23 protein-coding genes are annotated in these 25,737 nt (G+C 41.4%); 4 read left to right on the top strand and 19 right to left on the bottom strand.

What is annotated here, in order from left to right; genetic code table 11:
• Nucleotides 1-3: 3 nt before the first annotated feature.
• The 19 genes from IHE35_RS02475 to IHE35_RS02385 all read right to left on the bottom strand — a co-directional run bounded on the left by IHE35_RS02475 (nt 4) and on the right by IHE35_RS02385 (nt 20,127).
• Complete coding sequence (locus IHE35_RS02475) at nt 4-660, bottom strand: 4'-phosphopantetheinyl transferase superfamily protein (RefSeq protein ID WP_242789072.1); 657 nt, start codon at nt 658-660, stop codon at nt 4-6.
• Between the two features lie 108 nt (nt 661-768).
• Nucleotides 769-2,181, bottom strand: a complete 1,413-nt coding sequence (der, locus tag IHE35_RS02470; RefSeq protein WP_242789069.1) for a ribosome biogenesis GTPase Der — start codon at nt 2,179-2,181, stop codon at nt 769-771.
• A 177-nt stretch (nt 2,182-2,358) separates the two neighbouring features.
• Nucleotides 2,359-3,507, bottom strand: a complete 1,149-nt coding sequence (gene bamB, locus IHE35_RS02465; RefSeq protein ID WP_242789067.1) for an outer membrane protein assembly factor BamB — start codon at nt 3,505-3,507, stop codon at nt 2,359-2,361.
• On the bottom strand, nt 3,504-4,202 hold the full coding sequence (locus IHE35_RS02460; protein ID WP_163172127.1) for a tetratricopeptide repeat protein: 699 nt from the start codon (nt 4,200-4,202) through the stop codon (nt 3,504-3,506). The genes bamB and IHE35_RS02460 overlap by 4 nt, the downstream gene beginning before the upstream one ends.
• A 30-nt stretch (nt 4,203-4,232) precedes the next feature.
• Nucleotides 4,233-5,528, bottom strand: a complete 1,296-nt coding sequence (gene hisS / locus IHE35_RS02455) for a histidine--tRNA ligase (RefSeq protein WP_242789066.1) — start codon at nt 5,526-5,528, stop codon at nt 4,233-4,235.
• 3 nt (nt 5,529-5,531) lie between these two features.
• Nucleotides 5,532-6,653: a flavodoxin-dependent (E)-4-hydroxy-3-methylbut-2-enyl-diphosphate synthase gene (gene ispG / locus IHE35_RS02450; RefSeq protein ID WP_242789064.1), complete on the bottom strand. Its 1,122-nt coding sequence runs from the start codon at nt 6,651-6,653 to the stop codon at nt 5,532-5,534.
• A gap of 23 nt (nt 6,654-6,676) precedes the next feature.
• Nucleotides 6,677-7,468 (bottom strand): RodZ domain-containing protein, encoded by a 792-nt coding sequence (locus IHE35_RS02445; protein WP_242789062.1) that lies wholly within the window; start codon nt 7,466-7,468, stop codon nt 6,677-6,679.
• A complete protein-coding gene (gene pilW / locus IHE35_RS02440; protein WP_242789060.1) occupies nt 7,459-8,259 on the bottom strand; it encodes a type IV pilus biogenesis/stability protein PilW in 801 nt (266 codons plus the stop codon). The genes IHE35_RS02445 and pilW overlap by 10 nt, the downstream gene beginning before the upstream one ends.
• A gap of 14 nt (nt 8,260-8,273) precedes the next feature.
• Complete coding sequence (gene rlmN / locus IHE35_RS02435) at nt 8,274-9,509, bottom strand: 23S rRNA (adenine(2503)-C(2))-methyltransferase RlmN (protein WP_242789058.1); 1,236 nt, start codon at nt 9,507-9,509, stop codon at nt 8,274-8,276.
• Nucleotides 9,510-9,631: 122 nt separating this feature from the next.
• Nucleotides 9,632-10,063: a nucleoside-diphosphate kinase gene (gene ndk / locus IHE35_RS02430; RefSeq protein ID WP_122900270.1), complete on the bottom strand. Its 432-nt coding sequence runs from the start codon at nt 10,061-10,063 to the stop codon at nt 9,632-9,634.
• A gap of 111 nt (nt 10,064-10,174) precedes the next feature.
• Nucleotides 10,175-10,375: a Fe-S cluster assembly protein IscX gene (gene iscX / locus IHE35_RS02425; protein ID WP_242789057.1), complete on the bottom strand. Its 201-nt coding sequence runs from the start codon at nt 10,373-10,375 to the stop codon at nt 10,175-10,177.
• An 89-nt stretch (nt 10,376-10,464) separates the two neighbouring features.
• On the bottom strand, nt 10,465-11,016 hold the full coding sequence (locus tag IHE35_RS02420) for a phosphatase PAP2 family protein (protein ID WP_242789055.1): 552 nt from the start codon (nt 11,014-11,016) through the stop codon (nt 10,465-10,467).
• A 70-nt stretch (nt 11,017-11,086) separates the two neighbouring features.
• Nucleotides 11,087-11,497 carry a hypothetical protein gene (locus tag IHE35_RS02415; RefSeq protein ID WP_346015087.1) on the bottom strand — a complete coding sequence of 137 codons (411 nt, stop codon included), beginning with the start codon at nt 11,495-11,497 and terminating at the stop codon, nt 11,087-11,089.
• A gap of 12 nt (nt 11,498-11,509) precedes the next feature.
• Nucleotides 11,510-13,843, bottom strand: coding sequence for a fimbria/pilus outer membrane usher protein (locus IHE35_RS02410; protein ID WP_242789049.1), 2,334 nt, complete (start codon nt 13,841-13,843; stop codon nt 11,510-11,512).
• A gap of 44 nt (nt 13,844-13,887) precedes the next feature.
• Nucleotides 13,888-14,589, bottom strand: a complete 702-nt coding sequence (locus IHE35_RS02405; protein ID WP_242789045.1) for a molecular chaperone — start codon at nt 14,587-14,589, stop codon at nt 13,888-13,890.
• A 115-nt stretch (nt 14,590-14,704) separates the two neighbouring features.
• Complete coding sequence (locus tag IHE35_RS02400) at nt 14,705-15,226, bottom strand: hypothetical protein (RefSeq protein ID WP_242789044.1); 522 nt, start codon at nt 15,224-15,226, stop codon at nt 14,705-14,707.
• 1,562 nt (nt 15,227-16,788) lie between these two features.
• Complete coding sequence (ilvC, locus tag IHE35_RS02395; protein ID WP_242789043.1) at nt 16,789-17,805, bottom strand: ketol-acid reductoisomerase; 1,017 nt, start codon at nt 17,803-17,805, stop codon at nt 16,789-16,791.
• Between the two features lie 106 nt (nt 17,806-17,911).
• Nucleotides 17,912-18,403, bottom strand: coding sequence for an acetolactate synthase small subunit (ilvN, locus tag IHE35_RS02390; protein WP_004278369.1), 492 nt, complete (start codon nt 18,401-18,403; stop codon nt 17,912-17,914).
• Nucleotides 18,400-20,127 (bottom strand): acetolactate synthase 3 large subunit, encoded by a 1,728-nt coding sequence (locus IHE35_RS02385; protein ID WP_242789041.1) that lies wholly within the window; start codon nt 20,125-20,127, stop codon nt 18,400-18,402. The genes ilvN and IHE35_RS02385 overlap by 4 nt, the downstream gene beginning before the upstream one ends.
• Before the next feature lie 678 nt (nt 20,128-20,805).
• Here IHE35_RS02385 and IHE35_RS02380 point away from each other — a divergent pair.
• From IHE35_RS02380 to holA, 4 genes are all read left to right on the top strand, one after another.
• A complete protein-coding gene (locus tag IHE35_RS02380) occupies nt 20,806-21,153 on the top strand; it encodes a DUF4124 domain-containing protein (protein ID WP_242789040.1) in 348 nt (115 codons plus the stop codon).
• A 122-nt stretch (nt 21,154-21,275) separates the two neighbouring features.
• Entirely contained in the window at nt 21,276-23,897 is a 2,622-nt protein-coding gene (gene leuS, locus IHE35_RS02375; protein ID WP_242789037.1) for a leucine--tRNA ligase, read from the top strand.
• 208 nt (nt 23,898-24,105) lie between these two features.
• Nucleotides 24,106-24,639, top strand: coding sequence for a hypothetical protein (locus IHE35_RS02370; RefSeq protein WP_242789036.1), 534 nt, complete (start codon nt 24,106-24,108; stop codon nt 24,637-24,639).
• Nucleotides 24,640-24,648: 9 nt separating this feature from the next.
• Nucleotides 24,649-25,635 carry a DNA polymerase III subunit delta gene (gene holA, locus IHE35_RS02365; RefSeq protein ID WP_242789035.1) on the top strand — a complete coding sequence of 329 codons (987 nt, stop codon included), beginning with the start codon at nt 24,649-24,651 and terminating at the stop codon, nt 25,633-25,635.
• The last annotated feature ends 102 nt before the right edge of the window (nt 25,636-25,737 follow it).

The following is a 25,737-nucleotide window of genomic DNA, read 5'->3' as shown; positions in this document are numbered from 1 at the left end:
ATATCACCCTGTTGATGTTACAGGATGCTGGTAAATCTGAATCTGTGGAAAACTAAAACCACGACAGGACTGCTCAGCCTGCCATGCCACGCTGAGCACACAATCACCAAGTATATAATTCTGAAATGCAAAAACACCAAGCTGCTTATGCTGACACAAACCGCCCTGCTGCTGTGGATGCACCAGAGTATTAAGCTCATTCAGGTTCATACGAATACCCAGACCATGTGCTTTTAACACCGCTTCTTTGGTGGTCCAGACCTTAAACCAATATTCAGGATCACAGTCCAATTGTTGCCAGGTCGCATATTCTTCAGGGTGAAAGGCATGCTGTGCCAATGCATCAAAACGAACTTTACGGCTGAGCTCTTCAACATCCACTCCAAGCTCTTTGACAGTCTGGCTCATGGCAAGTGCATAAAAATTCTGGCTATGACTATGATTAAAGGCAATATCTGAGTGGTCTTTGAGATAAGGTTTACCATGGTCTGTACGTGCAAGATCATGATCGCAAATCGAGAAATTCAAAGCACTGGATAAATACTGATTTCGCAACTGAACAATGTGTTGTTTACGTTGCTGGAGATATGCTTGACGCGTTAGTCCGTCAGATGCGGCTTGAACCGGCAGTTTGTTTAAATCAATTCGAATCTGACGCATTACATGGTCCTTTATTGCTAAAGTGAATTATAAAACAGTTCACACCTCAATGGTTAAAGCATAAAAAAGCCTGCTATTGCAGGCTTTTTTATTTCATTCAAATACAGATTAACCGCGTTTGAATTTTTTCTCAGCTTTCTTGAATTTCTGAACATAACGACGCTTACGCGCTGCAGTACGTTCGTCCACTTGTGACTTACGGCCTTCAAATGGGTTTTCAGAAGTTTTAAATTCGATTTTTACTGGTGTACCTTCAAGTTTATACACTTTACGGAATACGTTCTCCAGGTAACGACGGTAATCCGCAGGCGTCTTATCAACTTTGTTACCATGAATCACAATTGTTGGAGGGTTTTGACCACCAATATGCGCATAACGCATTTTAATCGCACGGCCACCCACTTTTGGTGGATGATGCGCTTCAGTGGCATCTTGCAGAATCTGGGTGATTTTTGCAGGAGATACTTTCAAATGCGAAGAATCATAGGCGCGGTGGATAGAAGGATAAAGCTCACCAACACCAGTACCATGTAACGCAGAGATCAAGTGAATCTTCGCCCATGGAATGAAGTCAAAACGACGTTCAACATCCAGCTTACACTGCTTACGATCATATTCGGACATGTTGTCCCATTTGTTGATCGCAATCACCATGGCACGACCCGCTTCAATCGCATAACCGATCAAGTGCAAATCCTGCTCTACAATGCCTTCACGTGCATCAACAACGACAACAACCACGTGAGCATCTTTCATCGCCTGCAAAGTTTTCACGATTGAGAATTTCTCAATCATCTCATCGACTTTACCTTTACGACGTACACCTGCGGTATCGATCAAGGTGTATTTACGGCCATCGCGTTCGAATGGGATGTAAATCGAGTCACGTGTTGTACCTGGCTGGTCAAATGCAACCACACGCTCTTCACCGAGTAAACGGTTGACCAGAGTTGATTTACCAACGTTTGGACGACCAATAATTGCTAAACGCAAGCCAGTATTCTTGTCGTGCTCATCTTCAGCCTCATCTTCAGGCACATCAACAAGTACTTCTTCAAGCATCTGCTGCACACCACGACCGTGACTTGCCGCCACCTGCATTGGCTCACCCATGCCGAGTTTATAGAACTCAACTAGTGCTGCCTCTGCGTGTACGCCATCCACCTTATTTGCAACAAGGAAGACTTTTTTACCCAAAGTACGCAGCTCACGGGCAATCTGTTCATCCGATGCCAACAATCCGGCACGTGCATCGACCACAAAGATGATCATATCTGCTTCATGAATTGCAGTTTTAGACTGCTCTGCCATGTAAGAGTCGATACCACCTTCGTTCTCACCGATACCACCAGTATCAACGACAATGAAGGATTTATTTTGATAGACAGCATCGCCATATTTACGGTCGCGTGTCAGACCTGCAAAGTCTGCCACCAATGCGTCACGGCTCTTGGTTATCTGGTTGAACAGAGTTGATTTTCCGACGTTCGGACGACCAATGAGCGCAATTACGGGTTTCATAGATTAACCTTTATTCAATATCAGGCTGTCTAAAAATGGCCTGAACATCAGAAAGTTCTGGAAGAAAATGGGAATAGGATTAAAGCCTAAAATAAATAAAAACACGGGGCATTGAATATTCAATCACCCCGCGTAAAAAAATACGGTTGGCTTATTTTAGCATAAGCCACAGAAAAATTAACGATTCTGCCAGATACTGTAAGCACCCTTACGTGTCGATACATAGAGCTGGTTGTCGATCACACGCAGTGTGCGAACTTCACCAGAAGTCTTGGAACGACCAATAATCTGCCCAGTAGATGGATCAATCAGATGTAATACACCATCCAGGTCACCAACTACCAGATCACTACCTAGCATTACCGGGTTGCTCAACTGACGGTTTAGCAACTGGTCATTTTCCCAGAGTTTTTGGCCTGAAGTAATTTCATAGGCGGTGATTTTACCATCAGTCTGGGCAACAAAGACACCATTACCCACCACTTCTGGACGCTGGATACTGCTGGCATCTTCACTCCAGATGACCTGTTGTGAAGCCAGATCAAGCACAGTCACCTGACCTTGATAACTTGTCGTTACTGCAAACTGTCCAGCCACTACCGGTTCACCATCAATGTCATTCAGACGTTGAATATCGGAGCGACCATCAGACACCGCCACACGGCGCTGCATTTTTGGCACACCCGTAATTGCATCTAGCGCATAAATATAGCCATTCGCTGAGGCAATCAGCACATGACGTGGGTCAAGTGCTACAGGTGCCGCCATACCACGGAGGCTGAATTGTACATTAGGTAGCTTATAAGTCCACACCTGTTTACCAGTGCTGACTTCATGAGCGAAGACCATACCATCATTCGCTACGGTAATCACACGGTCTGCATGCACTAAAGATTGCGCAATAATAGCACCTGATAATTGAGCTGCCCAACGTTGTTCGCCAGTCTGCTGATCTAAAGCAAACAGCTGACCTTTGGTATTGCCGGCAATCACCAGACCAGAAGCTGCTTCCACACCTGCGCTTAAGCCCGCCTTAGACACTTTCTTCTGCCAAAGACGTTGTTTGCCTTGATAAGCAGAAATTTCACCATTTGGATTAACGGCAAAGACCACACCGTTGTCTGCATCGAGGCGTAAACGTAATGGATCTGCTTCATCAGTAGAAGAAACACTGCTAGAAAATACAGGAACCAGTGATTTTGACTGTGCAAGTTTAGGGAGTGGATTTGGCTTGGCTTCTTCCACTTTAATGGTTTTACCCGCACAACCTGCCAGGGCAAGGGTCAAGACGGTTAAGGCACAGGTGAGTTTGTATTTTCTATTCATTCAGTTTCTTCCGCTTGTGTATCTATAATCGGGCGCTCAATTTCAGGATCATCGACCAATACGCCAACACTTTCTAGTTTAATTTGTAAAATCTGACGTTCTTCTTTGCGTTCTACCAAAGCATCCCATGCACTTTGATACACTTTCTTGGCATTTTCAATATCATTTTTGGCAACGTAGATATCTCCACGTGCTTCATCCGCAGTTGCTTTAAAAGCAGGCTCATTCACCGCCTCTAAAGTTTTCAGTGCTGCATCATATTTTTTCTGTGCCAGCTGGGCATAGGCCAGACGAAGTTTAACCACCTGTACCAGACCTGCATCATCCACCTTGGAGTTCTCAACTTTCTTCAGTGCACGTTCAGCTGCTGCATAATCTTCTTTGTCATATGCCAGTTTTGCCATCACTAGCTGCGTCTGAATCGCTTGTGCTGAGTCAGGTGCTTCCTTGACAATCTTGTCCGCAGTATCAGACAGTTTAGCAAATGCATCGCCCTGAGTAGAACCTGCATCATCCATTAACTGCTGTACCTTGGCGGTTTGCTTCTGCGACTCCGCCAGGTTTTTCTTCTGCCAATATTCCCATCCAAAAAAGGCAATCAGCGCAACCAGAATCCCGGTAATGATTGAAGAACCATACTTCTTTGTGAAGTATTTCAAACTTTCAAGTTGATCATCACCACCAATTGCGCTCATGTGATTACCCCTTTCCTTATGTCTTATCGATTATTTTGAAGAAATTTTAGTTGTGAAGAATGCCACAAAATCAGTAAATGGAACATCTGACTGCTCTGCCGTTGCCAGCTCTTTTACGGTAAAGGTCTGAGCTTCAAGTTCACGCTCACCGATAATTGCAGCATAGATCGCACCAGACTGATCTGCCTTTTTCATTTGTGATTTCATTGAACCTTGTGAGCCAACTTTCAGACGAATGCTGCTTCCTGCCGCTTCTAACTGGTCACGGATCTGCTCAGCCAATACCAGTGCCTTACCTTGAGAAGCAGGATCTGCCACCAGGAATACTTCGCAATCACGTACAGATGTGTTGTCTTCAACTTGCTCAAGTAGAAGTAACAAACGCTCCATGCCCATTGCAAAACCAACTGCTGGTACAGACTGATCTGCCTTACCTTTTAACTGACCAACCAGACCATCATAACGACCGCCGGCACAGACTGTACCTTGAGAACCCAGATGAGTCGTCGTCCATTCAAATACGGTTTTGTTGTAATAATCCAGACCACGTACCAGCTTCTGGTTAATGACAAAGCTCACGCCTGCATCAGTCAGGTATTGCTGTAACTGGTTGAAGTGCGCCAGTGTTTCTTCGCCCATAAAGTCATGCAGTTTAGGTGCATTTTCCAGAATAGACTGGGTTTTAGCATCTTTAGAATCCAGAATACGTAACGGGTTTGTGGTTAAACGGCGCTGAGAATCTTCATCTAAATGAGTTTTATGCGCTTCCAAAAACTCAACCAATGCCGCACGGTATGCAGCACGTTCATCCGACTCGCCTAGTGTATTGAGTTCCAACTGAACTTTATCGGCAACGCCCATACGTTTCCATAAACGCGCAGTCATCAGAATCAGTTCAGCATCTTGATCTGGTGTCGCCACACCAAAAGTTTCCACACCAAACTGGTGGAACTGACGGTAACGACCTTTTTGTGGTTTTTCATAACGGAACATTGGTCCGATATACCACACTTTCGGCGTTGCACCACGCAGTAGATTATGCTCCAGCATGGCACGTACACAGCCTGCAGTTCCTTCAGGACGCAGCGTCAAAGACTCAGGCGGATTGCCTTTGTCCAGGAAGGTGTACATTTCTTTTTCAACGATATCCGTGGCATCACCAATCGAACGTTTAAACAGATTGGTCTGTTCAACTATCGGCAAACGAATTTGTTGATAACCATAGGCATCCATCAGGCCTGACAAATACTGTTCAAGACGTCTCCAAGCTGGGGTTTGCGTTGGGAGAATGTCATTAAAACCTTTGATTGCGACGATTGAACTCATGATCTACTCAGGAAAACTTGTACGAATAATTTCTTTAGATTTAGCTTCTTCAAGCTCGGAAACACGTTGACGAACCATAGCTTCGATTTCATCAACCAGTTGATTGGTATCAATTAAGTGGCTCTTTTCACCATTACGATACACCAGTGAGCGTGGACTTGCACCTACTACACCAATGTCGGCTTCTTTGGCTTCGCCCGGACCATTTACTTTACAACCAATCACCGATACGTCCATTGGGGTACGAATATCTTCAAGACGTTCTTCAAGTGATTGCATCACTTTAATCACGTTAAATTCCTGACGTGAACAGCTCGGACAGGCAATAAAGTTAATCCCGTTAGAGCGAAGACCCAGTGATTTCAGAATATCAAAACCAATTTTGACTTCTTCTTCAGGTTCAGCAGCCAGAGAAATACGCATAGTGTCACCAATGCCTTCCATCAGCAAACCACCCAAAGCAATCGCAGACTTCACCGAACCTGTACGGTAGATACCGGCTTCAGTTACACCTAGGTGGAGTGGGTTATCAATTTGTTGTGACAACAAACGATAAGCATCCATGGTCAGAAACACATTCGATGCTTTGACTGACACTTTAAATTCATGGAAATCTAAACGGTCTAAAATATCGATATGACGCATGGCCGATTCAAGCAGTGCTTCACCCGTTGGCTCACCATATTTCTTTTGGATATCTTTTTCCAGTGAACCGGCATTGACACCAATACGCATAGAAATATCGTTATGACGCGCAGCTGCCACAACTTCACGAATCTTCGCTTCAGAACCGATATTACCTGGGTTAATGCGCAAACAATCTGCGCCCAAGTCAGCTACTGCTAAAGCAATTTTATAATCAAAATGAATGTCTGCCACCAAAGGTACATTCACCTGCTTACGGATTTCACCAAAGGCTGCCGCAGCTTCCATACTTGGTACAGAAACACGCATGATGTCGGCACCAGCATCCACACAACGCTGGATCTGTGCAACCGTTGCAGCTACATCACAGGTTTCGGTATTGGTCATACTCTGGATGCTGATCGGCGCATCACCACCGACATAAACAGAACCAACACGAATCTTGCGAGTTGGACGGCGTTGAATCGGATTCACAATCATGATTTGCTTCTACTCTCTTGCCATTAACGTGATAAACGGAATTCTGCTTTTCCGTTTACAGTATATGGTGACAATGAAATATTTTCGTTGTTCAGGGTCATGGTCACAGCAGTTGCATCATCTAGGCGGATTTGAAATGGTGTTTCACCATTTAAATCTAGCGTTGATGCCTGACGACCAGTCGCCAGAACCTTACCTGTTGAGTCAACAATATGAACTGAAGTAGGACGGCTAAATTCAAGTTTTAGCTGATCACCAGACACTGCTGCATTAGAGTCCAAATTAATGATTTCAACGTCAGATACCTGAGTGATCACTTCTGGTTCTACTTCAGCGCTACTATTGCCTGACCAGTTCTGGATCATCGCAACTAATGCACCTAAAACTGCTAATGCTACTAATGCGATTAAACCGCGTTTCAACCATTTACGGTTACGGTCACGATTAGAGCCTGGCAATTTACCCATAATCTTGATTGGGGAATTATTCAGGGCATGATTCGGCAACAGACCGGTATCATTGGCATAAATTTCATCAAAACGCTGAATGATATTTGATGCATCCACACCTAAGAACTTCGCATAAGTACGATAATAACCCTTGATAAAGGTCGCTTCCGGTAAAGCTTTATAATCATCCTGTTCCAGCGCAGTCAAAGTTTTGACTGGAATATTCAGTTCACTTTCGACATCTTCCAGTTCAAGTTTCTGGTTGATACGAATCTGGCGCAAGTACTCACCTGGACGTTGAACATTTCCTAACGCGTTTGGCGCTACGCTCGAATTATTCGATGGTGAATTAGGATTTACTTCCATACGGCCTCAGTACTGTACTGTAATTGCAAATAACGTTGGTATTCCGGGCTTTCAGGGAATAAGGCACGTAATTGGTTCACCAATACTTGCATGCCCATTTGATCACCCTCGGCACGCGCAGTACGAATGCCGATCCAGAGCGCACGGGCACCCTGGTTTTTCTGTCCCACTGAACGTACAAATTGTTGATACATATTCGACGCTGCCGGGAACTGCTGATTCAGATAAAAAATCTCTGCCAACTCTAACATTGAAAGATAAGAATCGCGATTGGCTTGCAGGGCCTGTTTGAATGATTTTTCGGCATTTGCCAGATCACCCTGTTTCAGATAAATCCGCCCCATATTCTCAAGTGCAAGATAACGCTGATCATAGCCTAGAGTCGCACCTGCAATTGCAAACTGCTCAATCGCGTCATTATAGCGTTCGAGCTGATACAAATAGGTGCCGTAATTGTTACGTGCCTGTGCATTTTTAGGTTCAGCTGAAATCGCGCGCTTAAAATAAGTTTCGGCACGATCCAAATTCAGCTTACTACCTTCCTGCTGCAGTAAAACGCCCATCATAATATTAGCTTGAGCATCACGTGAATTAATTTTAAGCGCCTCATCTAACGCTCTTTTTGCTGAATCCAGATCACCGGTCTTCAAATATTCGACTGCCAATTGAGTACGCACCTGGGTCGCTTTTTTAGGATCCTTTTTACCCACTTCTGCTGTTTGACAGCCAGATAAAGCAATAGAAACACATACTGTTGAAATAAAAGCAATTTTAGATGTCAGATTTTTCAATTGGCGACCTCTTGTTATCCTTGCGAGCGCATAATCTCATTGGATTGCGCGATTTTTTTCTTCCATTGTTCAGCACGGCGAGTCCGGTCAGCAACCTGCCCAACCAGCTGTCCACACGCTGCATCGATGTCATCACCACGTGTCTGACGAATCGTACACACAAAACCGGCATCAGACAAAGTTTTTTGGAAAGAAATAATGCGGTTACGGCTTGAGCGGCCATATGGCGCATGCGGGAAGGGATTAAATGGAATTAAATTAATTTTACTTGGAAGATTTTTCAATAATTTAATCATTTGCTGTGCGTGCTCTGGATGATCATTCACACCATCAAGCATCACATATTCAATCGTGACGTGTTTACGTGAACTTTCATTGCCATCTTTCGCGATATAACGCTGACAAGCGGCAATCAACTGCTCTAGCGGATATTTTTTATTGATTGGAACAAGTTCGTTACGCAATTCGTCATTTGGTGCGTGTAAAGAAATTGCCAAAGCAACATCAATATCTTTGACCATTTGATCAATTTTCGGCACAACACCTGATGTAGACAAGGTCACACGGCGTTTAGACATACCATATGCGAAGTCATCTAACATGGTACGCATTGAATTTAACACGGCGTCGTAGTTCAAGAGAGGTTCGCCCATTCCCATCATCACCACGTTCGTTACCGAACGTTCACGCTCAAGGACTGGCACATCTTCCATGTACGAGTAGTTTGCCATCCACAGCTGACCAATGATTTCAGCTTGAGTTAAGTCACGTTGGAAACCCTGTTTACCAGTTGAACAGAATGAACAATCCAGCGCACAACCCACTTGTGAAGAAATACACAAGGTACGACGTAAACCACTGCGGTGTTCGGCAGGAATTAAAACAGTTTCGACCAGTGAGCCCTCGCCTTCACCGACACGGAATACCCATTTTCGAGTACCGTCTTTAGAATAATTTTTATGCACTACTTCTGGTGCTTTAATTTCACAAATCTTTTCCAGTTTTTCACGCAGCTTGCCTGAGATATTGGTCATCTCAGCAAAATCAGTCACAAAAAATTGGTGAATCCACTTCATCACCTGCCCGGCACGAAACTTCTTCTCACCCATATCTTCGAAGAATTTTTCCATTTGCGGACGTGACATGCCAAGTAAGTTCACTTTCTCGACAGCCTGTTGCTGTGCTGGAGCGGATGGAGTGTGTTGCTGTGCCTCAGAAACTGCTGATACAGCGACTGCTTCAGTACTCATGTGTATTACCTAAACCATGTCTAAAGATGAAAGGAGAAGCTCAATATCTGAGCAAAGAATTATTCAGGGAATAAAAAAACCAGATAAGTATAATAACACTTATCTGGCTTGAATACTGCGAATTAACGAGTACGTGGAGCAATCTCAGTTTGAGCGAAGAAGTAGTTAACTTCACGGTCAGCAGATGCTACAGAGTCAGAACCGTGAGCAGCGTTTTCGTCGATGCTTACAGCGAAGTCTGCACGGATTGTACCAGGAGCAGCTTCTTTAGGATTCGTTGCGCCAAGGATTTCACGGTGAGCAAGAACTGCGTTTTCACCTTCAAGAACTGAAACAACAACTGGACCAGAAGTCATGAATGCAACTAGGTCAGCAAAGAAACCACGCTCTTTGTGCTCAGCGTAGAAGCCTTCAGCTTCAGCTTGAGTCAAGTGTTTCATTTTAGTTGCAACGATTTGAAGGCCAGCTTTTTCAAAACGAGCGAAGATTTCGCCTACAACGTTTTTAGCAACTGCGTCTGGTTTTACGATAGATAAAGTACGTTCGATAGCCATGATAGGCTCCTTGAGTCATATTGTTGACAGAAATTTTGGCGCATTATACCGAGATAATGGGCAATTTTCTGCTTTTCATCTGTAAAAAAGTCGGTTTTTTGAAAGCCGCGCTTAACGTGCTTCGTCAATCCATGCCATTTGAATGGCTTCTAAAAGTCCTTCAGTAGACTTGGTCGGGTCATCTTCAAATTCAGGCAAGGCACACACCCAAGCATGTAAATCAGTAAAACGAATCCATTGCGGATCCACGTCCGGGTATGCTTCATACAGTTCAATTGCGATATCGAGAGTATCAGTCCAACGTAAACCCATATCTATTCCTAATAGCCATTTGCTTCGATGTGGTACTTTAGCAAATCTGGCAGAATCTGCGAGTGTTTAGCGGTTCCAGATCTATATTTTTACAACACAATATTCAAGAAGGGGGCTAGAGATATAAAACTTACCGCCACAGTTACACCAATAACAGCCCCCATCGCTACATCACTCGGATAATGCAGACCCAGTATCATTCGTGAGGCTGCGACCAACACAGTAAAAGGCAGCATTAAAATCAATAGAAATGGAACTGCATAACCCAGCATCGTCGTTGCCATGACCGCATGCAAAGTATGTCCTGAGGGGAAACTGTAATAATCTAGAGGATGATCACCGAGACGAATAAGCTGATGCACCTGATAAGGTCGAGGGCGTACAGTTTTGGTTTTTAGTACCTTGTAGATTACCGTACCTACAGTACTTCCCAAGATTAAATATAGCATTTGTAGACTGTATAATAAGCCTTGTAGCATCCAGGTAACGATGATCATAACGTACCAGAACATACCATTCCCAAGCCGACTGATAATTTTAAAAAAAGCAGCCACACGTCCAGAATGCGAAAGATGATTCAACACGACACAACCCTTTAAATCCATCTCCATTAATTTTTGTTTTGCATGATGGAATTTCACCGCTTGGCTTCCTATATTATTTTCAGTTTATTTTATCTTTTCTTAGCTACTGAATTATTTCAGATCAAATTTAGAAATTAATGTCGACTGAAATCCGATCACGATAAGTACCTGCTGGAACACCATTAAGAGGATTATCTACCAGTTGAACAGATACGATAAATTTCTGTCGCTGGGCCGCGCTCTGTTGGAGTGGTACTCCCCACGTATTACCGCTTGCTCCTCTTAAATTTAACTTAGTGCGAAGTTTATAGGCGCCATTAGATACATAACTCATACCATCAGGACTCACCAGATTTTGGCTATTAAATAAAATTGAATAACCCGTATCACAGCTAATATTAAAAGACGTGGCTGCCTGGCTACGCTGATAGCTTTGCAAACGAAGCTCATCATTAGCAAAGCCATCGATTGAACAATATTGAGCAGATGCGAGGGTGCTCATCACGGATACCGCTATTAAGAAAAAGAGCTGTTTCATTATAATTTACTCCTACTTGCAAACTGCTTCGAAGACATGCTTGCCCGCATTTTGGAATTGCGTTTCGTTGAGGTTAAATTGAGCCTGGCATTGCTTTCCGCCTTGAGTTTTAATTTTCAGGTTATATGCACCTGCTTTAAATAAATAAAGATAGACCATACCCTGGCTATCAACAAAAGAAGCTTCCTGACTTAGCCCATCTACAAGAACTTCAGACCCTGCAACCAGCGAATTTTGCTGTGCATCCTTAAGTTTGACAGCAATCCGTTTTGTTTTATAAATAGGAAAATCCAGACGATAGCCGCGTTGATCTAAGCCCACTAGCTTCTTAGAAGAATGCTCAAAGGTTTCATCCATTGCCAGCTGGTTATGATCAAAAGAAATATCATAATGAATATAAGGAATAAGATTATGAACAAACATATAACCTTGTTTATTGGTACTTCCTACGCGTGTTGCTGAGCGATAAATATCAAGATCTGGATGTTGGTCTACATTAACCAAGGCAAAAGCGTTATCAGCATATTTGGTCAGTGCAACTTTATTCCCCATCCAGACGAGTGCACCATCAAATGTAACTTGTGAATTGCGGCGATCTTCAAATTCATCATGTGACAACTGCAAATTACCCACACTGGTTTTCCATAAACCATACGCATTGTAATTGATTTCTTCATCACTTCGGTTTACACCCACTACATAATCAAAGCCATTCTGGGTCATGGTTCGATGGGCATAACTTAAACTTGTTTCATTGTCTGCGGTATCATGATCCAGAGAAATACGCCCTTTTTCGCCCCAGTTATAATAAAAGGCAATACGAAATCCCTGATCTCCGTCCTCACTAAAATCTTTATAATAGCCAAAATCCGTATATAAATTTCTAGTTAAACCCTTTGTCGCTCTAATATCAAAAAACTTACGGTCTTCTCTGGCAAAATTATCAACATCATCATAATAAGACTGATGAATAAAATTAAAATTTAGACCATCAATAATTTTAAGATTAGAAAAGTTAAAATATAAAATACTTGAAGTCTTGATTCCGGAATCATTTAAGTCAGTATTTAAATATTGATACTCTTGAGTAAAATATCGGCTATTTAAGCCAGCAGACCAGTATTGGGAGCTTCGGCTCAAGCCAACTGCAGCAGCATAACCCTGCTCATCTATACTATCCGCCTTACTTGCTGATACAGCGGTATCCAAAAGAAAATACTTACTGATGCCTTGGGTCCATAACACATCTACATTGCTAACATCTTCACTATAAAGTAAATCCAAGCCCAAGGTTGTGGAAGAGGTAATCCCGCGGCGGAAATAGAGTTTGCTAAAAAAATTACGGTAATCATCATCCACAAGATCATAGTTATAACGCAGCTTTCCTAACGAAATATTGTATTCATTTAACTTTGGCTTCAATAATCGGCTATTAATATAAACAGGAAAACTCCGAACAGTTCGGTTTCCAAGTATATCTTCCACCACAATTTGAGCATCACCTGCTTGATTAACAACTCCCCCTGCTGGTAAATTGTAATTACCTGGGGTAACTGAATCACGGTAAAGTCTTACCCCATTAATAAAAAGATCAACCGTAGAGGGTAAGCTGGCGCTGCCATTTAAGGCAGGGATATTCCAATACACAAAATCAGGACGATCAATATAATTGGTTCCAAAACTTAACCCACCAAAACGAAAAGAGTTATTTAGCAGGTTATAAGGACTGGTCGTATCACCAAGAGTTAGCTTTAAAAATTTTGTCGGAAAATCGATATCTAAGGTACTGTTTACGCGCAAAAACGCTTGTTCCGTTTCCTCAGGTTCATTCCGATAGAGAAACGCATTTTTAAACAACCAATAATCTTTAAAGATTCCAAACTCTGAGAACGTATTAAACTCCTGATCTTCTTCTTCCTTACCATAGAACAGACTATAGTTCACAAAGCCACCAAAGTTTGCTTTTTCCGGAACTTCTATTTCCAACTCATAATCGGTTCCTACGAAAAAATCTGCAGGAAAGAAGATTTTAATCGCCTGAAGACTATAATCATCCTCGACTGTAATTCCTGGCTGTGTTAATGAACAAAAATCTTTTTTAGTTAGGTGTCGTGAAATTTTTTCTACCCGTATTCCAATATCAGATAAAGCTTCACATTCAACAAATCTTTTCCCATTCTCAGAAAATGCTACAGTTTCAGTGTGATAATCCACACCATTGATCCATATATTAACGATCAGTACTTCTGGACTTTTCATTTGACTTGGTTGTTGATTAAGTTCCGCATTTGCATTTATCGCTCCCATACCACATGCAATCATTAGGAAAAGTTTTGTGGCTTTCATAGCATGATCCTTTTACTATTTCTTATTTTTCTGAGATAGAACTATCACCCTTTGACTGGAAACTCTAAATATCCTGCTTGTTCATCTAATTTAATTTTTAACTTTGCTATATTCCCAGTTTTTATCTCACCTAATTCAAATTTAATTTTATTACCACTTAATACATACAACGCTAAATCCTGTCGAAGTAATTCATTATTTTTATTATCGAGTACAATAACTTCAGTAATTTTCGCAAAAGAATTTGCTGAATTAATTATATTAAGATAGGCCGAATTATTCATCTTGTGTAAATCCACACTAAGCTTCGGCGGAACTATCTTTCCAGCAAAAAGCGGTAGAGAAAAATTAAATAAAAAGTTAATTACAGACTCCTCTGCAACTGGTGTTACTTCTTTAAAAACCACTCTCCAAGACTGTTGTTTTTCCAAATTTTCTGGAGGTTGACTAAAGCCTATACGTACTATCTGCTTACTTTCCGGCTTAAGTTCAAAAGTTTTTGGATTAAATAATAAAGTTTCATCTTCTACAAGTACATCTTCTCCTCTTTCATCCTGCTGCCATTTAAATGCATTAACTTCATAAATTTTAGATTTAGATAGACCAGTACTTTCGATATTAACCGTCGTACTTTTTTGTCTTTTAAAGTCTTGGATATTTAATTGTATCGGATTAAATTTAATTCCTGCAGACAAAGAAGCACTGTATAGGAGCATAATGAGCAACCCTATTAATTTTATATTCACCTTTGACTCCAAATATTTAAATATAATTATTATTAACTTTTTAAATTAAAGTAGGAGATGTTAAAAACATCTCCTAATTATTCAACTGTTTTATAAGAATAATTTTCTTATTTTTTTAGAATTTGACTGCCACTGTATAAGTACCACGGTAAGTACCAGCATCAGCGTTATTGTAATCATTTTGTGCAACAGTTGCAGTTACATTAAATGCCTGATCAGCATTACCTGTACTAGCTAAAGTGCCACCATTGTAGACATCAGCAGCGCCATTTTGACGTGTGCTCACTTGTACCGGTACTGCGCCACCCGCTCCAGTTAAGGTATTTGGTGCTGAGATTTGCAGTCTGTATGGTGCATTTGTACGTACATTAAATGTTCCTGTATCTGTCCAAGTACCATTTTGTGCTTGAGCCAGCGTTAAGGTTTCATCTACGATATCTAGATCGCAATGTCGAGCGACATCTAGAACTACATTAATTTTTCCATCACACTTATCACCACAAGCATGCTTGCCTGGTTTATGTGGCTTAGTCGGTTTAGATGGACCTGGGCCACGATCTGGGCCACCTGCATATATACTTACTGATCCTAAGCCAAGTACAACTGATGCTAATGCTGTTAGAACTATTTTATTCATTTTTTTCTCCATTCTTTTAAAAGAATATAAATATTTATTTCGAAGAACGGTTAATGCAAAACTCTTATTATTATGAGTGCAGCCACCTAACCGTAGACTTATCTTATTATCATTAGCTCAAAAACATACAAATGTGATACTTTTCACAATATATTTTATTATCTTTTAACAAAAGCACACATTTCTTGTAGATCATTATATTTTAAAAAGATTATTTTATAATCAAGGTAGTTTATAGATGGATTTATAAAAACCCAATTTCTATTAATATTGTTAATATAAAAAAATAATTAAAAATAAATCATTGTTTTTTAAAATTTATTTTTAAAAATTAAGACAACCCATCAAATCTTAAAACCTTACAAAACCTTACAATTTACAATCCAATATTTTAAAATAAAAAATTTACTAAATTTATTTTTTTGATTTTTCATTTATTTACATTATTCTTCTCAGCAAATACCCAATCAATATAAACAATTAACCTTTTACAATCAAAAACTTAATAAATTATTTTTCACTATTTTAATATTTGTATCAGAATTAATAACTTTTATTTCATTTCTATACAGATTTATCAGGCCTTAAATTTTATTATAATTTTATTGAATTAAAATTAGTTCAAATAATAATTCAATTAACTTCATATTAAAAAAATTAATTTATTTTTCATTTTAAATATAAAGATTACGATTTTTATTGATTTCTTAAAACCTCAGAATACTTAAAAAATCTTCACCTATCAATCAATTGTATAAGCCATTATCTTTTTATAATTTATTTTATCTTAAATTTAATCTTTCACTGCCTCATAATCCCTCTTAATCTAAGGGCTAGTATTTCTAAATCAATAAAAAATCAACACATAATAACTTATTTTTAAATCTAATAATTTACATTTTTTGAAACGAAAAATATGAAAAAACCACTCAAATTGAGTAAGTTTCCGCATTCAAATCAATCAAATAAAGAAATTAGTTTTTCTCTTTACCAACGATTATGTTTGCTTGGATCCAAGGTATGAACGAGTACAAAACACTGTTTTATACGAAGTGCAAGAAGTGAAAGTACTGCTTCGAATGAAGCGCAAGGAGCGAAAACTCTGTTTTGTGCGAAGTACAAGGAGTAAAAACACTGCTTTCACCTATTTGAGGTACGAAGTTCAACTCAAATAAGTCAGTTTTGTTTTTACAAGCATAAAAAAGCCCCTGTTAAAAACAAGGGCTTTTTGACTTAGAAATTAGAACTTAGTTCTTTTCTTTGTCTACGATTTTGTTTGCTTGGATCCAAGGTACGAAAATAGATGAAAGTAATGCTTTCATATATTTGAGGCACGTAACGATAAATATAAAAACCCACTCTAAAAGAGTGGGTTTCCGTATTCAAATCAATTGATTCGAGAAATTAGTTTTTCTCTTTATCAACGATTTTGTTTGCTTGAATCCAAGGTACGAAAATAGATGAAAGTAATGCTTTCATATATTTGAGGCACGTAACGATAAATATAAAAAACCCACTCTAAAAGAGTGGGTTTCCGTATTCAAATCAATTGATTCGAGAAATTAGTTTTTCTCTTTATCAACGATTTTGTTTGCTTGAATCCAAGGCATCATCGCACGTAACTTGTTACCAGTTACTTCGATACCGTGAGCCGCGTTTTGACGACGACGAGCAGTCATAGAAGGGTAGTTTAAAGCACCTTCTTGGATGAACATCTTCGCGTATTCGCCAGATTGAATACGTTTAAGCGCATTACGCATCGCTTCACGAGATTGTTCGTTGATTACTTCAGTACCAGTTACATATTCGCCGTATTCAGCGTTGTTAGATACTGAGTAGTTCATGTCCGCGATACCGCCTTCGAACATTAAGTCAACGATCAATTTAAGTTCGTGTAGACATTCGAAGTACGCCATTTCTGGAGCATAACCAGCTTCAACAAGAGTTTCGAAGCCCATTTTAACAAGTTCAACAGCACCACCACAAAGAACTGCTTGCTCACCAAATAGGTCAGTTTCAGTTTCTTCACGGAATGAAGTTTCGATAATACCAGTACGGCCGCCACCTACGCCTGAAGCATAAGAAAGAGCTAAGTTACGAGCGTTACCAGAAGCATCTTGGTGAATAGCAATAAGATCAGGAACACCTGAACCACGTTGGTATTCAGAACGTACTGTGTGACCAGGTGCTTTTGGAGCAACCATGATTACGTCTAAGTCAGCACGTGGAACAACTTGGTTGTAAAGAACAGAGAAACCGTGAGCAAATGCAAGAGTTGCACCTTGCTTGATGTTTGGCTCGATTACGTCGCGGTAAAGTTGAGCTTGGAACTCATCTGGAGTCAAGATCATTACTACGTCAGCTTGAGCAACAGCAGCAGGAACCTCAGCAACTTTAAGACCAGAATTCTCAGCTTTCTTCCAAGAAGTAGAACCAGCACGTAGACCAACAGTTACGTCAACGCCTGAATCTTTAAGGTTAAGCGCATGCGCGTGACCTTGTGAACCGTAACCAATGATCGCTACTTTCTTAGATTGGATGATAGATAAGTCGCAGTCTTTATCGTAAAAAATTTGCATTGCTGTCTCCGCTTAAATGCTTAGTGTTCGTTTAATCAGGCGATGACCCTGTGTTTACATCGCCTGATACCCTCTTCTGTTTAAAGTCGAGGAAATAAATTCAATTTTAGATGGTCAATACTTTTTCGCCGCGTGCGATACCCGAAACACCTGAACGAACTACTTCTAAAATAGTATGTTCTGCAAGTGCATCAATAAACGCATCCACCTTTTCAGTCGTTCCTGCGATTTGAATCGTGTAAGTCGTTGGTGTTACATCAACAATCTGACCACGGAAAATATCAGCAGTACGCTTAATTTCGTCACGAGATGAACCCAATGCTTTTACTTTGATCAGCATTAATTCACGCTCGATGTGTGCACCTTCTGACAGATCAACTACTTTTACCACTTCAACTAATTTATTCAACTGCTTAGTGATTTGTTCGATCTTGTGATCATCGCCATAAGTGGTCAATGTCAAACGAGAAAGCGTTGGATCTTCAGTTGGCGCAACGTTTAATGTTTCAATGTTGTAGCCACGTTGTGAGAACAAACCCACTAAACGAGAAAGCGCGCCTGATTCATTTTCAACAAGTACAGAGATGATATGTCTCATGCTGTGCGCTCCCCTTTCGCTAACCACATATCTTGCATTGATTGACCTGCAACCAACATCGGATAAACGTGCTCAGTGCGGTCTACCATGACGTTAATGAATACACACTTGTCATTGATTGCCATTGCTTCAGCAAGCTTAGACTCAAGCTCATCTGCATGGTCAATCTGAATGCCCACGTGACCGTATGCTTCCATTAACTTGGCAAAGTCAGGCAATGACTCTACATAAGAGCTCGAATGACGACCTTCGTAGTTCATGTCTTGCCATTGTTTCACCATACCTAAGGCACGGTTATTCAAGCACAAGATTTTCACGTTCAAGCCGTATTGCTTACATGTAGAAAGCTCTTGGATACACATCTGAATTGATGCTTCACCGGTAATACACACCACTTGCTGATCTGGGAATGCAAGCTTCGCTGCCATTGCGTATGGCAAGCCCACGCCCATGGTGCCTAGACCACCCGAGTTGATCCATTGACGAGGACGCTTGTAGCGATAGTGCAATGCACCAAACATTTGATGCTGACCTACGTCAGAGGTAATGATCGCTTCGCCATTGGTGATTTTGTCTAAAGCACGAACCACTTGCTGCGGTTTCATTGAACCGTCAGTTGGTGTTTCATATTTCAAGCAATTCACTTGGCGCCATTCATCAATCTGTTTCCACCAATCTGCAATCACTTCAGGATTTGGCTTAGACACATTCATTTGCTTCAATTGGCTCAACATTTCGTTCAATACAGGTTCAACTGCACCTACGATTGGAATGTGTGCCATGATCGTTTTTGAAATCGTCGCTGGGTCGATATCAATATGAATCACTTTTGCGTTTGGACAGAATTTTGCCGGATTATTGGTTACACGGTCATCGAAACGTGCGCCAACACAGAAGATCAAGTCTGCATTGTGCATTGCCATATTGGCTTCGTAAGTACCATGCATACCCAACATGCCCAGGAACTGCTCATCATCACCAGGGAATGCGCCAAGACCCATTAAGGTATTGGTTACTGGATAACCAAGGATGTGCGCAATTTCAGTCAATTGAGCTGAAGCATTGCCTTGAACCACACCACCGCCAGAGTAAATCACTGGGCGTTTCGCGTTGATCAATTCTTCAATCGCTTTACGAATTTGACCTGAATGACCCCGGTAAGGTGGTTGGTAAGAACGCATCTTCACTTTTTCAGGATATTCGTATGCAAATTTTTCTGCAGGATTGGTTGCATCTTTTGGAATATCAACAACAACTGGACCTGGACGACCAGAAGACGCGATATAGAATGCTTTTTTGATGATTGCAGGAATTTCGCTTGCATGACGCACTTGGAAGCTATGCTTCACGATTGGGCGAGAGATCCCCACCATATCGGTTTCCTGGAATGCATCTTCACCAATCAGATGACTCGCAACCTGACCAGACAAAATCACCATTGGGATTGAGTCCATATAGGCTGTTGCAATTGGAGTTACCGTATTGGTTGCGCCCGGGCCTGATGTGACAAGTACAACACCTGTTTTACCGGTTACGCGCGAGTAAGCATCTGCCATGTGGCCGGCAGCTTGTTCGTGACGTACGAGGTAATGATTAATTCTGTCTTGTTGAAATAGCGCATCATAAATATGAAGAACTGCGCCGCCTGGATATCCAAAAACATGTTCAACGCCTTCGTCCGCTAATGCGCGAACAAGCATTTCACCACCAGATAGAAGTTCCAACGTGATTCACCCTAATATTATTCACTGCACAAATGGGAGGCATTTGCAGTGTTCATTCATTAACTGTCTGCACTGTTATAGCACATAAATTTCATAGTTTTCATCGCAATAGGGAAAAAATCTGATCTTTCAGCTGTTCGAGCAATACAAGACCTAAAACATGTTGGGATAAACATATTTTGTTTAGCTTTGTTCAATTTCTCGGCTAGAGAAATTGCCCACTGCATGAAATGACACTTATTCGAAGGGTGATCGATCTAAGGCATATAAAACTAATGCTGCATTCTTGTGTTTTCAGGCTTTAAAGTCAAGTTTAAAAAACACTCTGTTTCATCTACCTCGCAGGTTTTTTGCTGTTTTTCTAAACTTTTATCAAAAGTAAAGCTTTAAGCACCCTCTATATCAACCAAATATATTTAATAAAATCATTATGATAGATATTTATTTGCATAAATTTTTAATATGTCTCATATAAAAAAAATGAATGAATTTTTCTATTTTTTGATTTTAACGTTTATAAATAAATTTACTTATTCGCTTGCTTACATTTTACTCAATTACCTTTCTCTGCATTTACTACGAAATGTCGATAAAAATAGATAAAAATTCTCCTCTGATTATTTAAACTGACTACAATATGCACAAACTGAATGCTGAAATTGCAAAGGATCGAAAACTATGAAACGCTCACTGTTTGCTATTTTAACCAGCACCCTTCTGCTCAGTTTTGTGAGTGGAAATACCATGGCAGATCAATACTATAAATGGGTCGATGCCAAAGGGGTAACGCATTACACCAAAACACCACCGCCGAAAAATGCCAAAAAAGCAGGCAAAGTGGAAACTTATGGCTGGAAAAATTCAGCACCAACATCTCCTAGAAGTACTGATCCTGTTGAACAAACCGAGAACCTTTCTCAAGGCCAGCAGCAACAATCGCCTCAAGCTCCAGCGGATCAAGACCAGCAGCAACGCGAAGCGAACGAGGCATTGCAACAATCTAAAAATCGCGCAGTCGCTTTATAAGGACTCCGCCCTATAGAACCGTCGTTTTTTCTTCGGGAAATGTGAGTGCAAAATTCACTTTTAGGTGCATTTTGCGCTATGCTGTGCGTTAAATTTTTTAACCGTTCTCTTGTATTACGTATATGACTACTCACATTGACTCTGAATACCAAGCCAGTGCGATTGAGCCTCAAGTCCAACAGGATTGGGAATCTCGCAAAGCCTTTAAAGTTGCCGACACAGTAGAAGGTCCACGTCGTTATATCCTCTCGATGTTCCCTTACCCAAGTGGCAAACTGCATATGGGTCATGTGCGTAACTATACGATTGGTGACGTGATCAGCCGTTTCCACCGTTTAAAAGGTGAAACTGTACTTCAACCAATGGGTTGGGATGCGTTTGGTTTACCTGCGGAAAACGCAGCAATTGCCCATCAAGTTGCCCCTGCAAAATGGACATTTGAAAACATTGCTTACATGCGTGACCAATTGAAAAAACTTGGTTTGTCTGTAGATTGGGACCGTGAATTCGCGACGTGCACACCAGAATACTATCGCTGGGAACAATGGTTATTCGTTCAGCTTTATAAAAAAGGCTTGATCTACCGTAAACTTTCTACTGTGAACTGGGATCCAGTCGATCAAACTGTTCTTGCAAACGAACAAGTTGAAAATGGTCGCGGCTGGCGTTCAGGTGCATTGGTTGAAAAACGTGATATTCCAATGTACTACTTCCGCATCACTGACTATGCGCAAGAATTACTTGACGATTTAGACACGCTCAAAGACGGTTGGCCACAACAAGTCTTGACCATGCAACGTAACTGGATTGGTCGCTCACAGGGTATGGAAATTACCTTCCCTTCTGCGAACCCAGACGTGTATGCAGATGGTTTAACAGTATTTACCACGCGTGCTGATACGTTGATGGGCGTGACTTATGTTGCAGTTGCAGCAGAGCACCCAATGGCGCTTAAAGCGGCGGAAACAAATCCTGAACTTGCAGCATTTATTGAAGAATGCCGTATGGGTTCAGTGGCAGAAGCGGATCTTGCGACTGCTGAGAAGAAAGGCATGGCAACAGGTCTGTTTGTTAAACACCCTGTTACTGGCGAAGAAGTTCCAGTTTGGATCGCAAACTACGTCTTGATGTCTTATGGTTCAGGTGCGGTGATGGCGGTTCCATCACACGATGAACGCGACTTCGAGTTTGCCAACAAATATGGCTTAACCATCAAGCAAGTGATTGATGCCAAAGGTGCAGACGATGCGGACTTTGATGCAACTCAATGGCAAGAATGGTACGGCTCGAAAGAAGGCACACTGGTAAATTCAGGTGAATTTGACGGTTTAGATTTCCAAGGTGCATTTGATGCCTTCCTTGCAAAATTAGAGCCTCAAAAGCTTGCCAACGTAAAAGTTCAATTCCGTCTACGTGACTGGGGTGTTTCTCGTCAGCGTTATTGGGGTTGTCCAATTCCAATGATTAACTGTCCATCATGTGGTCAAGTGCCAGTGCCTGAAGATCAACTTCCTGTGGTTCTTCCGACTGACGTTGTTCCAGATGGTTCAGGTAACCCACTGAATAAAATGCCTGAGTTCTATGAAACTAAGTGCCCAAGCTGTGGTGGCGACGCTCGTCGTGAAACAGATACGCTAGATACATTCGTAGAATCATCTTGGTATTATGCACGTTATGCATCTCCAGACTTTACTGGCGGCATGGTAAAACCTGAAGCGGGTCAAACCTGGCTTCCAGTGAACCAATACATCGGTGGTGTTGAACACGCGATTCTGCATTTACTTTATGCGCGCTTCTTCCATAAATTGATGCGTGATGAAGGCGTAGTTCAAGGTAACGAACCATTCACCAACTTGTTAACACAAGGTATGGTATTGGCTGATACGTATTACCGTGAAGCGGAATCAGGTAAGAAAACGTGGTTCAACCCTGCTGACATCGAACTTGAGAAAGATGAAAAAGGTCGTATCACTTCTGCGAAATACAAAGAAGATGGCCAAGACGTTGTCGTTGGCGGTCAAGAAAAAATGTCGAAGTCGAAAAACAATGGTATCGACCCACAATCAATCATTGACCAATACGGTGCAGATACTGCACGTGTGTTCATGATGTTTGCTGCGCCACCAGATCAGTCACTTGAGTGGTCGGATGCAGGTGTTGAAGGTGCGAACCGCTTCTTGAAACGTGTATGGCGTTTGGCAACTGGTTTCCTTGAACAAGGCAACAACGCGTCTAACATTGACAAAGCTGCGCTATCTACTGCTGCGCAAGACTTACGTCGTAAAACACACGAAACCATCCAAAAAGTGGGTGATGACATCGAACGTCGTCATGCATTCAACACTGCCATTGCTGCGATGATGGAACTTCTCAACGCGAATAACAAGTTTGAAGCGAAAGATGACAATGACGTGGCTGTTGCACGTGAATCTATCACTACGCTGTTAACTTTACTTGCACCATTTGCACCACACTTAAGCCAAACGTTATTGGCTGAGTTCGGCATCGAATTGGAAAAAGTATTGTTCCCTGCTGTTGATGAGTCTGCACTTACACGTAATACGCAAACCATCGTGGTTCAAGTGAACGGTAAACTTCGTGGCAAACTTGAAGTGTCTGTAGATGCGTCTAAAGATGACATCTTGGCGCAAGCAAAAGCATTACCTGAAGTTCAACAATTCTTGACAGGTCCAACCAAGAAAGAAATTGTTGTACCAAATAAATTAGTGAACTTGGTGGTTTAAAGAATCTCCCCTAGCCCCTCTTTTTCAAAGAGGGGAAAAGCCTCCCTTTTTTAAAGGGAGGTTTGGAGGGATTAAATCTCTAAATAGAAAAAGGTAGGGATTAAAAAACAATTCCCAAACAAAGCCCGTTGCCAGTCAACGGGCTTTGACTTTACAATCCAATTCAGGATTTCAATATTTTCCCTTTCGGAAAAACAGAGGACAGCACATGCATTTGGGCAAACGTTTAGCAGCAATTGTTTTAACTTGTGGTCTCAGTGCAGGCTTAGTCGGCTGTGGTTTCCATTTAAAAGGCTCAAATCCAACATCAGCACCTGTGGCTTATTCAGTGATGAGCCTGGTTTTACCTGCCAATACCGAGGAGCTTCAGGAAAAGCTGGCAATTTATCTGGGTGCGGCTGGTGTACAATTATCAAATTCACCAAATGCCTATGTACTGCGTGTGTTGGACTATACTCCGCGTCGTCTGGAATTAAACGGTAAACTGGTAGAAACATTATTACGTCTCAATGTGACCTTCCGTATTGAAGATGCACAAGGTAATCCTGTGACCGAACCGCGTACGATCGTCGCGACCCGTACCTATCAATATGATATCGAGACAGTAAATACCGATGACCAGGAGCAGGTTTTCCTGAAACAGGTTCTCATTGATGATGTAGCACAACAGATTGCACGTCAGATATCGTCAAATCGTTTACCATTGGCAAAAACCGAAACTTCTACTCAACCAGTACAATAAGACTGAACTATGAAACTTGACTACCTTCAGGCATTAAAACGTGTTTCCGATGCTCGCGGTGCCTGGGTATTACATGGTCAGGAGCCTCTGCTTGAACAGAACCTGATGGATGCTTTTCGTGCCAGCTGGCAACAGCGGGAAGTTGAACGTCAGCGCTATGATGTCAGTTCCGTCAGCGACTGGAAAAATGTCTTTAATGCATTAAATAGTTTGTCTTTGTTTTCGACTCAACTCGCAGTTGAAGTACATGGCAATATCAAGCCGGATGCCAGTGGCATCAAACTATTAAAAAGCTATTTGCAGCAGGACAGTGACAATTTACTGCTGATCGTCATGCCTAAACAGGATAGCAGCAGCCTCAAATCCAGCTTTTTCCAGGTGATGGATGCGAATGGCGTCAATGTCTCCCTGACAGCCAATTATCCACGTGATCGTCAGCAAATTCTGTCAGTCGAGGCAGAAAAACTAGGCATTAAACTTGCCAATGATGCCTGGGCATGGCTGGAACAGCATCATGAGCACAACCTGCTGGCAGCCAAAAACAGCCTGATGCGTGTCAGTGATACCTTTGCAGAAGTCGATATGATTCAGGTGGATCATTTATATGCCTGCCTGCAAGATCAGTCGCGTTATAGCACTTACGACCTCAGTGATGCCCTGCTGAATGGCAACCTTGCGCAATCGATTAAAATTTTTCAATATCTGATTGCTTCTGGTGAGCCATTGAGCTTAATTTTGTGGAGCATTAGTAAAGAAATGCGTTTGTTAATGCAGCTGTTTGAACAGCCTCACAATGCACTACAGATCGGCATCTGGAAATCCAAAGTTAGCCTATATCAACAGGCCTTACGTCGACTCAGTCCACAAACCTTTTTAGCTTGGCCAGCCCTGTTATTAAAAATTGATGCTTCGATTAAAGGCTTAGGGCATGAAAACCCTGAACATCTGGTGCAGCAAGCGATTGCCAGTATGTGTGGCAAAACTTTGTTTTATTAATAGCTTAATAATCAGATAAATAAAATAATAATCATTCTTATTTGTTAAGAAAATTCACGATTTATCCTCAATTCGCTTTTATAATCACCTACATATCTCTGA

The organism is Acinetobacter sp. ASP199, assembly GCF_022700675.1.
In the GTDB taxonomy this organism is placed as follows: Bacteria; Pseudomonadota; Gammaproteobacteria; order Pseudomonadales; family Moraxellaceae; genus Acinetobacter.
Note: the sequence above shows the minus strand (reverse complement) of the source record. Positions and strands in the feature narration are given on the sequence as shown.

Coding starts and splice junctions, on each gene's coding strand:
- IHE35_RS02475 (WP_242789072.1), bottom strand. CDS start 660: ATGCGTCAGATTCGAATTGATTTAAACAAACTGCCGGTTCAAGCCGCA.
- der (WP_242789069.1), bottom strand. CDS start 2,181: ATGAAACCCGTAATTGCGCTCATTGGTCGTCCGAACGTCGGAAAATCA.
- bamB (WP_242789067.1), bottom strand. CDS start 3,507: ATGAATAGAAAATACAAACTCACCTGTGCCTTAACCGTCTTGACCCTT.
- IHE35_RS02460 (WP_163172127.1), bottom strand. CDS start 4,202: ATGAGCGCAATTGGTGGTGATGATCAACTTGAAAGTTTGAAATACTTC.
- hisS (WP_242789066.1), bottom strand. CDS start 5,528: ATGAGTTCAATCGTCGCAATCAAAGGTTTTAATGACATTCTCCCAACG.
- ispG (WP_242789064.1), bottom strand. CDS start 6,653: ATGATTGTGAATCCGATTCAACGCCGTCCAACTCGCAAGATTCGTGTT.
- IHE35_RS02445 (WP_242789062.1), bottom strand. CDS start 7,468: ATGGAAGTAAATCCTAATTCACCATCGAATAATTCGAGCGTAGCGCCA.
- rlmN (WP_242789058.1), bottom strand. CDS start 9,509: ATGAGTACTGAAGCAGTCGCTGTATCAGCAGTTTCTGAGGCACAGCAA.
- ndk (WP_122900270.1), bottom strand. CDS start 10,063: ATGGCTATCGAACGTACTTTATCTATCGTAAAACCAGACGCAGTTGCT.
- iscX (WP_242789057.1), bottom strand. CDS start 10,375: ATGGGTTTACGTTGGACTGATACTCTCGATATCGCAATTGAACTGTAT.
- IHE35_RS02415 (WP_346015087.1), bottom strand. CDS start 11,497: ATGAAACAGCTCTTTTTCTTAATAGCGGTATCCGTGATGAGCACCCTC.
- IHE35_RS02410 (WP_242789049.1), bottom strand. CDS start 13,843: ATGAAAGCCACAAAACTTTTCCTAATGATTGCATGTGGTATGGGAGCG.
- IHE35_RS02400 (WP_242789044.1), bottom strand. CDS start 15,226: ATGAATAAAATAGTTCTAACAGCATTAGCATCAGTTGTACTTGGCTTA.
- ilvC (WP_242789043.1), bottom strand. CDS start 17,805: ATGCAAATTTTTTACGATAAAGACTGCGACTTATCTATCATCCAATCT.
- ilvN (WP_004278369.1), bottom strand. CDS start 18,403: ATGAGACATATCATCTCTGTACTTGTTGAAAATGAATCAGGCGCGCTT.
- IHE35_RS02380 (WP_242789040.1), top strand. CDS start 20,806: ATGAAACGCTCACTGTTTGCTATTTTAACCAGCACCCTTCTGCTCAGT.
- leuS (WP_242789037.1), top strand. CDS start 21,276: ATGACTACTCACATTGACTCTGAATACCAAGCCAGTGCGATTGAGCCT.
- IHE35_RS02370 (WP_242789036.1), top strand. CDS start 24,106: ATGCATTTGGGCAAACGTTTAGCAGCAATTGTTTTAACTTGTGGTCTC.
- holA (WP_242789035.1), top strand. CDS start 24,649: ATGAAACTTGACTACCTTCAGGCATTAAAACGTGTTTCCGATGCTCGC.